The sequence below is a fragment of the Saccharothrix syringae genome (assembly GCF_009498035.1).
Classification (GTDB): Bacteria; Actinomycetota; Actinomycetes; order Mycobacteriales; family Pseudonocardiaceae; genus Actinosynnema; species Actinosynnema syringae.
Genome location: NZ_CP034550.1, coordinates 2,340,503 through 2,353,134, shown reverse-complemented (window position 1 = coordinate 2,353,134; position 12,632 = coordinate 2,340,503). Strand labels below are relative to the sequence as shown.

Annotated in this window: 9 protein-coding genes; 3 read left to right on the top strand and 6 right to left on the bottom strand. The window is 72.3% G+C overall.

Annotated features, from left to right (window positions below; all coding sequences use genetic code 11):
* Positions 1-118: 118 nt before the first annotated feature.
* The 6 genes from EKG83_RS11115 to EKG83_RS11090 are packed head-to-tail and all read right to left on the bottom strand — an operon-like array spanning position 119 to position 7,286.
* Entirely contained in the window at positions 119-1,519 is a 1,401-nt protein-coding gene (locus tag EKG83_RS11115; RefSeq protein ID WP_033434486.1) for a GH1 family beta-glucosidase, read from the bottom strand.
* A gap of 45 nt (positions 1,520-1,564) precedes the next feature.
* Positions 1,565-2,569 carry an ABC transporter ATP-binding protein gene (locus EKG83_RS11110; RefSeq protein ID WP_033434487.1) on the bottom strand — a complete coding sequence of 335 codons (1,005 nt, stop codon included), beginning with the start codon at positions 2,567-2,569 and terminating at the stop codon, positions 1,565-1,567.
* Complete coding sequence (locus EKG83_RS11105; RefSeq protein WP_051766741.1) at positions 2,566-3,570, bottom strand: ABC transporter permease; 1,005 nt, start codon at positions 3,568-3,570, stop codon at positions 2,566-2,568. Before EKG83_RS11105 ends, EKG83_RS11110 begins: the two co-directional genes overlap by 4 nt.
* 4 nt (positions 3,571-3,574) lie before the next feature.
* Positions 3,575-4,555, bottom strand: a complete 981-nt coding sequence (locus EKG83_RS11100; RefSeq protein ID WP_033434488.1) for an ABC transporter permease — start codon at positions 4,553-4,555, stop codon at positions 3,575-3,577.
* The gene (locus EKG83_RS11095; RefSeq protein WP_033434489.1) at positions 4,552-5,634 is read right to left on the bottom strand and encodes an ABC transporter ATP-binding protein; all 1,083 of its coding nucleotides are present in this window, start codon (positions 5,632-5,634) and stop codon (positions 4,552-4,554) included. The genes EKG83_RS11100 and EKG83_RS11095 overlap by 4 nt, the downstream gene beginning before the upstream one ends.
* Positions 5,631-7,286 carry an ABC transporter substrate-binding protein gene (locus EKG83_RS11090; protein ID WP_033434490.1) on the bottom strand — a complete coding sequence of 552 codons (1,656 nt, stop codon included), beginning with the start codon at positions 7,284-7,286 and terminating at the stop codon, positions 5,631-5,633. Before EKG83_RS11090 ends, EKG83_RS11095 begins: the two co-directional genes overlap by 4 nt.
* A gap of 189 nt (positions 7,287-7,475) precedes the next feature.
* Here EKG83_RS11090 and EKG83_RS11085 point away from each other — a divergent pair, with 189 nt between their 5' ends.
* The 3 genes from EKG83_RS11085 (at position 7,476) to EKG83_RS11075 (ending at position 12,418) form a co-directional block, all read left to right on the top strand.
* Positions 7,476-8,699, top strand: a complete 1,224-nt coding sequence (locus tag EKG83_RS11085; protein WP_033434491.1) for an ROK family transcriptional regulator — start codon at positions 7,476-7,478, stop codon at positions 8,697-8,699.
* Positions 8,700-8,913: 214 nt separating this feature from the next.
* A complete protein-coding gene (locus tag EKG83_RS11080) occupies positions 8,914-11,370 on the top strand; it encodes a glycoside hydrolase family 3 C-terminal domain-containing protein (RefSeq protein WP_051766742.1) in 2,457 nt (818 codons plus the stop codon).
* A 4-nt stretch (positions 11,371-11,374) separates the two neighbouring features.
* Positions 11,375-12,418 carry a LacI family DNA-binding transcriptional regulator gene (locus tag EKG83_RS11075; protein WP_033434492.1) on the top strand — a complete coding sequence of 348 codons (1,044 nt, stop codon included), beginning with the start codon at positions 11,375-11,377 and terminating at the stop codon, positions 12,416-12,418.
* Positions 12,419-12,632 lie beyond the last annotated feature (214 nt).

Here is a 12,632-nt window from a genome sequence, read left to right as displayed (position 1 = left end):
GGCGATGGCCGGGAGGAGTGGGTCCTCCCGGCCATCGGCCGTGTGCGCGTCCTGGAGTGGGTTGCGCGCACGAAGGAGGGGCGTCCCGCGTCACGACCGCGGGGCGCCCCTCACCACGTCAGCCGCCCTTGACGCGCCGGATGGTGTCCCGGTACCACAGGGCGCTGCTCTTGGGCGTGCGGACCTGGGTGTCGTAGTCCACGTGCACCAGGCCGAACCGCTTCTCGTAGCCGTAGGACCACTCGAAGTTGTCCATCAGCGACCAGGCGAAGTAGCCGCGCACGTCCGCGCCCAGCTCGCGCGCCTTGGCCACGGCCGCGATGTGCGACTCCAGGTAGGCGGTGCGGTCGTCGTCCCGGACGAAACCGGACTCGTCGGCCTCGTCGTCGAACGCCGCGCCGTTCTCGGTGATCACCATGGGCACGCCCGGGTAGTCCCGGGAGATCTGCACCAGCAGCTCGGTGAAGCCCTCGGGGATGATCTCCCAGTCCATCGCGGTCACCGGCAGGCCGAACCGCAGGGTGCGGTCCACGGGCAGCCCGTCGGCGTCGGTGGTGTTGCCGTCCTCGTCGGTGCCGGCGAACTTGTGGCTGGAGTAGTAGTTCACGCCCAGCACGTCGATGGGCTGCCGGATGATCTCCAGGTCACCGGGCTCGACCGGGATCTTCACGTCCCGCAGCGCCAGGTCGGCCACCACGTCCTCGGGGTAGGAGCCCTTGACCAGCGGGTCGAGGTAGATGCGCCGGGACAGCCCGTCCGCGCGGCGGGCCGCCTCGCGGTCGGCCTCGCTGTCGCTCGCGGGCGAGGAGTGGCTCATGTTGAGCGTGATGCCGAACTCGGTGGGCCGGGTGGCCGCCTCGCGCATCCGCTGCGTGGCCAGGCCGTGGCCGAGCAGCAGGTGGTGCACCGCGTGGATGGCGGCACCGAAGTCCTGCCTGCCGGGTGCCTGGCGGCCCTCGTAGTAGCCGAGCATCGCCGAGCACCACGGCTCGTTGAGCGTGGTCCAGGTGCGCACCCGGTCGGACAGGGCGTCGAAGACCAGCATCGAGTAGTCGGCGAACCGGTAGGCGGTGTCGCGGGCGGGCCAGCCGCCCGCGTCCTCCAGCTCCTGCGGCAGGTCCCAGTGGTAGAGCGTGACCCACGGGTCGACGCCCTTGCCCAGCAGCTCGTCGACCAGCCGGTCGTAGAAGGCCAGGCCCGCGGGGTTGACCGGGCCCCGGCCGCGCGGCTGCACCCGCGGCCAGGCCACCGAGAACCGGTAGGTGTCCACGCCCAGCGACGCGATGAGCGCGACGTCCTCGGGCATCCGGTGGTAGTGGTCGCAGGCGACGTCGCCGTTCTCGGCGTTGTGCACCATGCCCGGGGTCCGGCAGTAGGTGTCCCAGATGGACGGTGTGCGACCGTCCTCGTCGTGCGCCCCCTCGATCTGGTACGCGGAGGTCGCCACGCCCCAGCGGAACGAGGCGGGCAGGGTGTCGATCGCGGGGTCGAGCCCGACGGTCGGCGCCGTGGTGTCCATGGATCTCCTCTGGGGTTTCCGAACCGGGTTGTCGTGGACCCGGGTTCAGAGACCGTTGTCGTGAACGGGGTGCAGCCAGCAGGCCGCGGTGCGGTCGGGCCCCACGTGGTCGAGGGGCACGCCCAGCACCGGGACCTCCGCGCCGCAGCGCTCCATCGCGTGCGGGCAGCGTGGGTGGAACGAGCAGCCCGGCGGCATGGCGCGCAGGTCCGGCGGTGAGCCGGGGATGCCGGTCAGCTCGCGCTTGGGCCCGCGCAGGGCGGGGAAGGAGTTGAGCAGCCCGGCGCTGTAGGGGTGCCTGGGGTCCCGGTACAGCTCGGCGGAGTTCGCCTCCTCGACGATCCGCCCGCCGTACATGATGGCGATCCGGTCGGAGAACTCGACCAGCAGCGACAGGTCGTGGGTGATGAACACGACCGAGAAGCCCAGCCGCTCGCGCAGCTCGACGAGCTGGCGCAGGATCTGCCGCTGCACCACCACGTCCAGCGCGGTGGTCGGCTCGTCCATGATGACGACCTTGGGCTCCAGCGCCAGCGCCATGCCGATCATCACGCGCTGCCGCATGCCGCCGGAGAGCTGGTGCGGGTAGCTGTCGAGCCGGTCGGCGGCGATGCCGACCAGGTGCAGCAGCTCGCGGGCCCGGTCCAGGCGCGCCGCGGCCGTCATGCCGGGGCGGTGCGCCTTGATCACGTCGGTGAGCTGGGTCGAGATCCGGTGCACCGGGTTGAGCGAGTTCATCGCGCCCTGGAACACGATCGCGGTCTGCGCCCAGCGGAACGCGCGCAGCTGCGCGTGGGTCATCCGGAGCACGTCCACCGGGCCGTCCTCGCCGTGGTACAGCACCTCGCCGCCCGCGACGACGCCCGGCGGCGGCAGCAGCCGGGTCATGCCGTAGGCGAGGGTGGACTTGCCGCTGCCGCTCTCCCCCGCCAGGCCCAGCACCTCGCCCCGGTGCAGGGTGAGGTTGACGTCGCGGATCGCGTGCACGGCCTGGTCGCCCAGGCCGTAGTCCACGTTGAGGCCGCGGATCTCCAGCACGGCGTCGGTCACGGCTTGGCCTCCTCGCCCAGGACCGGGGTGGGCTGCACCGGGGTGGACAGCACCGGGGTGAAGCCGACGCGCATCCTCACGGTGCGCCCGTCGGCGGTCTTGACGCTGGTCCGGCCGCCGCCGCGCAGCCGGGGGCTGACGAACTCGTCGATGCCGAAGTTCAGCAGCGACAGCGCGGTGCCCAGCAGCGCGATGGCCAGGCCCGCGGGCACGAACCACCACCACGCGCCCTGGGCGAGGGCCTGCTGGCTCTGCGCCCAGTACAGGATGGTGCCCCAGTTCCAGTCGTTGCCCGCGCTGACGCCGATGAACGCCAGGGTGATCAGCGAGGTCACCGCGAAGATCACCGTGCCGACGAAGCCGGAGGCGATGACCGCGGTCAGGTTGGGCAGGATCTCGAACACGATGATCCGCCAGGTCCGCTCGCCGGTGGCGCGCGCCGCCTCCACGTAGTCGCGGTTGCGCAGCGACAGGGTCTGCGCCCGCAGCACCCGCGCGCCCCACGCCCACGACGTCAGGCCGATGACCAGCGCGATGGTGAGCACGGTGGTCTCGGGCAGGCTGGAGGTGATGATGATGATCAGCGGCAGCGCCGGGATCACCAGGAACACGTTCGACAGGGCGGACAGGCCCTCGCTGCCGGCACCGCTGAGGTAGCCGGAGGTGACGCCGACCATGATCGACAGCACGGTGGCCAGCACGCCCGCCACGAAGCCGACGAACACCACGCTGCGGGTGCCGACCACCACCTGGCTGAAGATGTCCTGGCCGAGGTGGGTGGTGCCGAACCAGTGCGCCGCGGACGGCGGCTGGAGCAGGTCGCTGGTGCGCTCGGACGGGTCGAACGGCGCGATCCACGGCCCGACGACCGCGAGCAGCACGAAGAAGCCCATGATGACCAGGCCCGCGGTGGCCTTGGGGTTGGCCACGAACCGCAGCCTGCGGCGCTTGGCGGGCGTGGCGACCGGGGTCGCCGCGGTGGTCGTGGGTACGACTGCCATCGGCTCAGCCCTCCCGTCGGGTGCGCGGGTCCAGCGCGAGGTAGGCGACGTCGGCCAGGAAGTTGGCCAGCAGCACGGACAGCGTGATGATCAGGAAGATGCCCTGCATCAGCGGGTAGTCCTTGGCGCCGACCGCCTGGAACAGCTGGAGCCCCAGGCCCGGGTAGGAGAACACGATCTCCACCAGCAGGGTGCCGCCGACGATGAAGCCCAGCGACAGCGCGAAGCCGGACACGTTGGGCAGCAGCGCGTTGCGCGCCGCGTAGCCGACCATGACCCGCCGCTCGGGCAGGCCCTTGGCGTGGGCCACGGTCACGTAGTCCTCCGAGGCCACCGTCACCATCATGTTGCGCATGCTGAGGATCCAGCCGCTCATCGAGGAGATCAGGATCGTGAACGCGGGCAGCAGGCCGTAGCGCAGCGTGCTGCCGACGAACTCCCAGTCCCAGCCCGGCACCAGGCCCGGGTCGTAGGCGCCGGACGCCGGGAAGAAGCTGTCCGGGCCGGTGAGCAGGGCGATCGCGATCAGGCCCAGCCAGAAGTACGGGATGGACGACAGGAACGTGGTGATCGGGATCAGCGAGTCGGCCCACGACCCGCGCCGCCAGCCGACCAGCGTGCCCAGGCCGGTGCCGAGCAGGAAGCCGAGCACCGTGGTGACGCCGACCAGGCCCAGGGTCCACGGCAGGCCGTCGCCGATCACCTCCGACACCGGGGTGGGGAAGAAGGTGAACGACAGGCCGAGGTCGCCGCGCAGCAGCTGGCCCAGGTAGCTGAAGTACTGCTCCAGCAGGCTGGTGTTCTTGTCCAGGCCGAACAGCACGTACAGCGACTGCACCGCGTCGGTGGTCATCTGGCCGCGGCTGCGGGTGATCAGCGCCTGGACCGGGTCGCCGGGGATCAGGCGCGGGACGAAGAAGTTGATGGTGACCGCGGCCCAGGCGGTGAACAGGTAGAACGCGATGCGCTTGAGGAGGTAGCTCACAGCACCTCCTCGCGGCTCGCGCGCGGCTTCTCCGCGTCCGCGCCGGTGACCTCGCCGTAGAGCCAGCACGCGGCGAAGTGCCCCGGGCCGTCGTCGATCGGGAACGGCGGGGGCACCTCCCGGGTGCACACCCGCATGGCGTGCGGGCAGCGCGGGTTGAACCGGCAGCCCGCGGGCGGGCTGATCAGCGACGGGGGCTCGCCCGTCCCGCCGTCCTTCTCCTCCGCGGCGGGCCGGTCGGGGTCCGGCGCGGAGTCGATGAGCAGCTGCGTGTACGGGTGGGCGGGCCGCTGGGTGACCGTCTCGCTGTCGCCGCCCTCGACCACGCGCCCCGCGTACATCACGAACGTCTCGTCGGCGAAGTAGCGCGCCGAGGCGATGTCGTGGGTGATGTAGAGGACGGCCAGCCGGAGGCGTTCCTTGAGGTCGCGCAGCAGGTTGAGCACGCCGAGCCGGATCGACACGTCCAGCATCGACACCGGCTCGTCGGCCAGCAGCACCTCGGGGTCCGCGCCGAGCGCCCGGGCGATGGCCACGCGCTGGCGCTGGCCGCCGGACAGCTCGTGCGGGAACTTGTCCACGTACCGCTCGGGCGGGGTGAGCTGCACGCGGGTGAGCAGGTCGGCCAGCGCCCGCTCCAGGTCTTGGGCGGAGGAACCCGCGTTGCCGTGGATCTTCAGCGCCCGGGTGAGGTGGTAGCGCACGGTGTGCACGGGGTTCAGCGACGCGAACGGGTCCTGGAAGATCATCTGGACCCGCTTGCTGTACGCGCGGAACCGCCGGCTGCCCCTGGCGTCCACCGGCTCGCCGTGCAGCCGGACGGCACCCGACGTCTGCGGGTACAGCTGCGCCAGCAGGCGGGCCACGGTCGACTTGCCCGAACCGGACTCGCCGACCAGCGCGGTGACCCGACCGCGGCGCAGGCGCAGGTCCACGTCCTCGACCGCGCGCACCGCGCGCGTGGTCCGGGACAGCAGCTCGCGCCCGCGCTTGCGGATCGGGAAGTGCTTGGTCAGGCCGTCGGCCTCCAGGACCACCTCGGTGGTCTCGGAGGCCGACGGCGTCGTGCCCGTTGTCATGCGGCCGGCTTCAGGTGCATGACGACGTCGAGCGCGTTCTCCAGCGTGGGCTGGACGGGCCCGTAGGGGTTGGAGTCGTCCGGCCAGCCGACCCAGTTCTTGGTGCTGTACTGGCCGCCGCCGTTGGCCGCGGAGGTGATGGCGACCGGCATGTCCCGCACGAACAGCCGCTGGAGCTTGTGCAGGGCCTCGGTGCGACCCGCCTCCTCGGCCGCGTTGGCGTACTCGTTGAGCAGCTGCGTGGCCTCGGGGTTCTCGTAGCGGCCGTAGTTGCCGTTGACGCCCGCCTGGCCGATCGGCTTGAACAGCGCGCCGTCCATGATGGACTGGTAGATGTCGTACGGGGTCGCGCCGTTGTTGGTCCAGTGCAGCGCGGCCTGGAAGTCGCCGGTGTCGAGCGCCTTGGTCCACGAGTCGGCGTTCTGCAGGTCGACCGTGGCCTCGATGCCGATCTTGGAGACGTTGTCCTTGATGATCTCCAGGCTGGTCACGTAGTCCGACCAGCCGGTGGGCACGGTCATCTTGATGGTGACGGGCTGGCCCGACGGGTCCTTGAGCTTGTCGCCGTCGTAGGTGAAGCCGTTGTCGGTCAGCTCCTTCTTGGCCTTGTCGATGTCGACCTTGAGCGCCTGCCCCTTGAACTCGGGGGCGAGCAGGGCCTCACCGGCGCTGGGGATGCCGGTGATGTTGTCGACCTTCGGGTAGAAGTAGCCCGCCTCGGCCTGGGTGAAGATGTCGTCACGGTTGATGACCTGGTTCACCGCGCGGCGCAGCGCCGGGTTGTCCCACGGCTTGCTCTTGGTGTTGAACCACAGGCCGTGCACGCCGAGCACCGGCGGGAACCAGAGCTTGAAGTGCGCGGGGTCCTTGGAGGTGTAGACGGCCTCGTAGTTCGGGATGAACACGAAGCTCCACTCGGACGCGCCCGTGGCCAGCGCGGTGGTCTGCGCGTTGTTGTCGCTGTAGGAGGTGTAGCGGACCTCCTTGACCTGCGGCAGCTCCTGCCAGTAGCTGTCGCGCACCTGGAGGGTGACCGTCTGCGGGGTGAAGGTCTTCAGCGTGTACGGGCCGCTGCCGACCGGGTTCTTCAGCGTCTCGGTCGACGGGTTGGCGATCGTCGACCAGATGTGCTTGGGCACGATCAGCTGTTCGAGGATCTTCTTCTGGTTGACGAACTGCGAGCGCGGGAAGCCGGCGTTGACCACGTTGCCGCTCACCGAGATGTCCGTGTACGGGACGCCCTCGATGTTCAGGCCGGGGTTGTCGCGCAGCAGCTGGAAGGTGTACGCCACGTCCTCGGCGGTCAGCGGCTTGCCGTCCGACCAGGTGGCCCCCTCGCGGATGGTCAGGGCCAGCTTGGAGTAGTTGTCGCTCCACTCCCACTTCGTGGCGAGCCAGGGCTTGGGCTCCTCGCCGATCTTGACCTCGTTCACCATCGCCAGCGGCTCGAAGATGAGCCTGCGGTAGCCCAGCGAGCTGGCCGCGGACGAGTTGAGGAACGGGTTGTTGTTCTCGGTCTGCGGACCGTTGGGCATGCCCACGTTCAGCACACCGGTCTGGGTGTTCTGGCTGCCCTGGTTGCTCGACGAGCAGGCGGCCGAGAACAGCAGTGCTGCCGCGACGGCGAGGGCGGACGTTCGCCTGAGTCGCATGGGTTCTCCTTGTCGGGACGGGGGGAGGGCGAGCGCTCTCGGGGTGGTGCGGACCGCGGGTGCCATCGCGGTTGGGACGCCGGGCGTCCCGGTGTTGCTGGAGAGCCAACCCCGGTGAGACAAGTCACGTCAATAACGAACACGTTACAAACTTAGTCTAATTTTAAGTCGCAAACTAAGGTCGACGGCGTGGCCCCGAAGCGCACCACCGTCCGCGACCTGCGTCGGCAGAACCGTTCGACGCTGTTGTCGACCCTCTTCTTCGACGGGCCTTTGAGCAGGTACGAGCTGTCCGCGCGGTCCGGGCTGTCCGCCGCGACGGTGTCCAACGTGACCGCGGAACTCGTCGAGGACGGGCTCGTGGTGGAGGCGGGCTCGGTCGACTCGGACGGCGGCCGGCCGCGCGTGCTGCTGCGCGTCAACCCCGCGTTCGGCCACGTGGTCGGGGTGGACGTGGGCGAGACGGGGATCAAGGTCGAGCTGTTCGACCTGGGCCTGACCCAGCTCGCCGCCCGGGACCACGCCCTGTCGCCCTCCTCCCCCGCCGCCGTGGCGTCGCTGATCGCGTCGTCGGTCCGGGAGGTGGTCGCGGCGGCGGCCGTCCCGGTGTCGACCGTGCTCGGCGTCGGGATCGGCGTCCCCGGCACGGTCGAGCAGGGCGCGGCGGCGGTCGTGCACGCGCCCACCATCGGGTGGGACGCGGTCCGCCTGGAGGACCTGATCCGCGCCGCGGGCGGCACCTGGCCGCTGTACGTGGAGAACGGCGCCAAGACGCAGGGCCAGGCCGAGATGTGGTTCGGCGCGGGGCGCGGGGCGCGGCACGTGGTGATAGCGCTGATCGGCTCGGGCGTCGGCGCGGCCGTGGTCACCGACGGCGGCGTGTACCGGGGCGCCACCAGCTCCGCCGGCGAGTGGGGGCACACCACCATCTCCTACGGCGGTCGGCCGTGCCGGTGCGGCGCGCGCGGCTGCCTGGAGGCGTACGTGGGCGCCGAGGCCATCCTCGACCGGTACCGCAGGGCGCGCGGGCGCGTGCTGGCCGGCACCGACGAGCAGTCCACCGTGGACGCCCTGATCGCCGCCGCCGCGCACTCCCGGACGGCCGCCCGCGTGCTGGAGGAGACCGCCGGCTACCTCGGCGCCGGCATCGCCAACCTGGTCAACCTGTTCAACCCCGAGCGCATCGTGCTGGGCGGGTGGGCCGGGCTGGCCCTGGGCGCCCACCAGCTGGACCGCATCGTCGAGGCCACCCGGGCCCACGCCCTGCGCCACCCGTACGACCAGATCTCCATCGAACTGGGCCGCTTCGGCCCCGACGCCGTGGCCGTGGGCGCCGCCACCCTCCCCGTCGCCGCCCTCCTCGAAGGCGCCGCCGACCCCCGCAAACCGGCCCCCCACACCAACATCGCCTGACTCTGAACGCAGAACTCACCGGCCCCGAACGCATGACACGCCGGCCCTGAGTGCATGACACGCGCGGGTTCATGCTTTTACACCGGCGTGTCATGCGCTCAGACCTCGCGTGTCATGCGTTCCGGACCCCCGAGTTCCACGTTCGGGGTGTTGACAGGGGGCGGAGGTGAAGTGAGGGTGATGGGAGAGCGCTCTCCGAGGTAGAGGGGGAAGGGTGGACGAGGTCGATCTCGACGCGTTGGTCGGCAAGTTGGAGCTGGGGCGCAAGGTGCGGTTGTTGACCGGGGCGACCGACTGGCGCACGCACGACGAACCGGAGATCGGCCTGCGGTCGATCGTCATGTCGGACGGGCCGATCGGGGTGCGCGGCCAGGGGTGGGACGAGCGCAGCACGTCGGTGGCCCTGCCCTCGCCCACCGCGCTGGCCGCCTCCTGGGACGTCGGGCTGGTCGAGCGGCTGGGGCTGCTGCTGGCCGCCGAGGCCAGGCGCAAGGGGGTGGACGTGCTGCTCGCGCCCACCCTGAACCTGCACCGCACGCCGTTGGCCGGGCGGCACTTCGAGTGCTTCTCCGAGGACCCGCTGCTGACCGCGCGCATCGGCGCCGCCTACATCACCGGCGTGCAGGGCGGTGGCGTCGCGGCGACGGCCAAGCACTACGTCGCCAACGACTCCGAGACCGAGCGCATGACCCTGGACGCCCGGGTCGACGAGGACGTCCTGCGCGAGGTCTACCTGGTGCCGTTCGAGCATGCCGTGCGCGCCGGGGTGTGGGTGGTCATGTCCGCCTACAACGGCGTCAACGGCACCACGATGTCGGAGAACCCGCTGCTGGCCGAACCGCTCAAGGGGTCGTGGGGCTTCGACGGGCTGGTCGTGTCCGACTGGGGCGCGGTCCGCTCCACCGCCGCGTCCGCGAACGCCGCGCAGGACCTGGCCATGCCCGGTCCGGACGGGCCGTGGCGCGACCTGGTGGCCGCCGTGGAGCGCGGCGAGGTGCCGGAGGCCGCGGTCGACGCCAAGGTCAAGCGCCTGCTGCGGCTGGCCGCCCGGGTCGGCGCCCTCGACGGCGCCCGACCGGTCGAACCGCAGGTGGAGACGCCGGAGACGCCGGAGACGCGGCGGGTGGAGACGCCGCCGGTGGGGGCATCGCGGGTGGAGACGCCGCCGGTGGAAGCGCCGCGCGTGGAGGCATCGCGGGTGGAAGCGCCGCGCGTGGAGGCGTCGCGGGAACTGCTGCGCGAGGCGGTCGCCAAGGGGACCGTGCTGCTGCGCAACGACGGCGTCCTGCCGCTCTCCCCCGGCACGCGGGTCGCCGTCCTCGGGCCGAACGCCGCCGCCACCCGCATCCAGGGCGGCGGCAGCGCGGGCGTCTACCCCGAGTCGGTGGTCTCGTTCCTCGACGGCCTGCGCGAGGTCACCGAGGTCGTGCACACCCCCGGCGTCCGCCTCGGCGACCGGCCCACGCCCCTGACCACCCTCGACAGCGTCGACCCGCGCAGCGGCGAACCCGGCGTGCTGGTGCGGCAGCTCGACGCCGACGGCACCGAGCTGGCCGCCGAACGCCGCCTGCTGGGCCGGGTGCTCGACGTCGCCCGGGTGGCGGGCGCGCGCACGGTCGAGGTGCGCGGCAGGCTGACCCCCGACGTCGACGGCGAATGGCGCCTGTCGGTGGCCGGGTTCGGCCGCCTCACCCTGGACGTGGCCGGCGAGCGCCTGCTCGACGAGCGCGTGCCCCTGGACACCGACGACCCGGCGGTGATCAGCCTGACCCCGCCGGAGCGCGAGGTCACCGCGCGGCTGGTCGCGGGGCGGCCGGTCGACCTGGTCGCGCGCCGCGAGCTGCTGGAGCACACCGGCGTGGCGACGGTGCTGGCCGCCGACCCGCCCCGGCCGGGCGCGGCCGAGGAGTTCGCCCGGGCCGTGGAGCTGGCCCGGACCAGTGACGTCGCGGTGGTCGTGGTGGGCACCACCGAGGAGATCGAGAGCGAGGGCTTCGACCGCGCCTCCCTGGCCCTGCCGGGCGGGCAGGACGAGCTGGTCCGCGCGGTGCGGGCGGTCAACGAGCGGACGGTGGTCGTGGTCAACGCGGGCAGCCCGGTGGAGCTGCCGTGGCAGGACGAGGTGGCCGCGGTGCTGCTGACCTGGTTCCCGGGGCAGGAGGCCGGGCACGGCCTGGCCGACGTGCTGTTCGGCGTCCGCGAGCCCGGCGGCAGGCTGCCCACGACGTGGCCGGTCCGGCAGGCCGACCTGCCGGTGTCCGAGGTGCGGCCGGAGGGCGGCGTGCTGCGCTACGCGGAGGGGGCGGACATCGGGTACCGGGCCTGGCACCGCGCCGGGACCGCGCCCGCCTACTGGTTCGGGCACGGGCTGGGGTACACGACCTGGGCTTACGAGCACGTCGGGGCGACCCCGGCGGGGGTGCGGGTCCGGGTGCGCAACACCGGCGGTCGGGCCGGTCGCGAGCTGGTCCAGGTCTACGCGACCGGCGGCGGGCTGGTCGGCTGGGCGCACGCGGAGGCCGGGCCGGGCGAGGTGGTGACGGTCGACGTCGAGGTGCCGGAGCGGTGGCGCGCCCGGGTCGCGGACGGGTCGGGCGGCCTGGTGGTGGGCCCCAACGCGGGCAGCGCGGCGCTGCGGATCGGAGAGCGCTCTCCAAGCGTGGCAGAATGACCGCATGAGCAGACCGCCGACGGCCCCGCCGACGTTGGAGGACGTGGCGCGGGTCGCCGGCGTGTCCCGCGCGACCGTGTCGCGGGTCGTCAACGGCACGCGGAACGTCGACCGCCGGATCCAGGAGGTCGTGCGGGCCGCCATCGAGGAGGTCGGCTACGCGCCCAACCGCGCGGCCCGCTCGCTGGTGACCAAGCGGGCCGGGACGATCGCGCTGGTCGTGTCGGGCTCGGGCGAGCAGGGCGAGGAGGACTCGTTCGCCGCCCGGGTGCTCTCCGACCCGTTCTTCGGCCGGGTGGCCAGCGGCGTGCTCGGCTTCCTGCGCACCCGCGGCGTGCACCCGGTGCTGATGGTCGCCGACACCGAGCGCACCCGCGAGGACGTGCTGGCGTTCCTGCGGCAGGGCAGCGCGGACGGCGCGCTGCTGGTCTCCACGCACGCCGAGGACCCGCTGCCGTCCCGCCTGATCGACGCGAAGCTGCCCGCGGTGCTGTTCGCCCGCCCGGCCCGGCCCGCGCCGATCAGCTACGTCGACCTCGACCACCAGGCGGGCGCGCGGCTGGCCGCGGACCTGCTGGTCGAGCGCGGGTGCCGCCAGGTCGCCACGATCTCGGGGCCGCTCGACGTGCCGGCCTCGCAGGACCGGTTGACCGGGTTCCGGGACGCGTTGGCGCGGCACGGTTTCCCGTACGTCCCGATCGCCGAGGGCGGGTTCACCGCGGCCAGCGGCGAGGCGGCGATGGAGCGGCTGCTGGCCGAGCACCCCGGCGTCGACGGCGTGTTCGCGGCCAACGACCTGATGGCGCAGGGCGCGTTGCTGGTGCTGCACAAGCACGGCCGCCGGGTGCCGGAGGACGTCGCGCTGGTCGGTTTCGACGACAGCAGCCCGGCGCTGGCCTGCCGACCCCGGCTGACGACGGTGCGCCAGCCGGTCGAGGACATGGCCGCGCGCATGGCGTCCCTGCTGCTCGACCACGTCGACGAGCCGGGGTTGCCGCCCCGGTCGGTCATCTTCGAGCCGGCGCTGGTGGTCCGCGAGTCGGCCTGAGCCGACGCGGGCGCGGGCGCGTCTCGAACCACCGCCGGGGATCGGCTCCGGCACCTCCCGGATCACCTCCCGGAACCGGCGTCGGTGATCGCGGGTCCCGGTCCGGCCCGGCCCCCGAGCACCCCTCCGGAACAGCCGGAACCGGGCCGGGAACGGGCCTCGGTCCGCTTGGGACGCAGCGGGGACTTCCGTCGTTGACGTCTTCGCAACCCGG

Bases quoted from the DNA above. Each gene is read 5' to 3' on its own strand.
- EKG83_RS11115 (WP_033434486.1), bottom strand. From the start codon at position 1,519: ATGGACACCACGGCGCCGACCGTCGGGCTCGACCCCGCGATCGACACC.
- EKG83_RS11105 (WP_051766741.1), bottom strand. From the start codon at position 3,570: ATGGCAGTCGTACCCACGACCACCGCGGCGACCCCGGTCGCCACGCCC.
- EKG83_RS11095 (WP_033434489.1), bottom strand. From the start codon at position 5,634: ATGACAACGGGCACGACGCCGTCGGCCTCCGAGACCACCGAGGTGGTC.
- EKG83_RS11090 (WP_033434490.1), bottom strand. From the start codon at position 7,286: ATGCGACTCAGGCGAACGTCCGCCCTCGCCGTCGCGGCAGCACTGCTG.
- EKG83_RS11075 (WP_033434492.1), top strand. From the start codon at position 11,375: ATGAGCAGACCGCCGACGGCCCCGCCGACGTTGGAGGACGTGGCGCGG.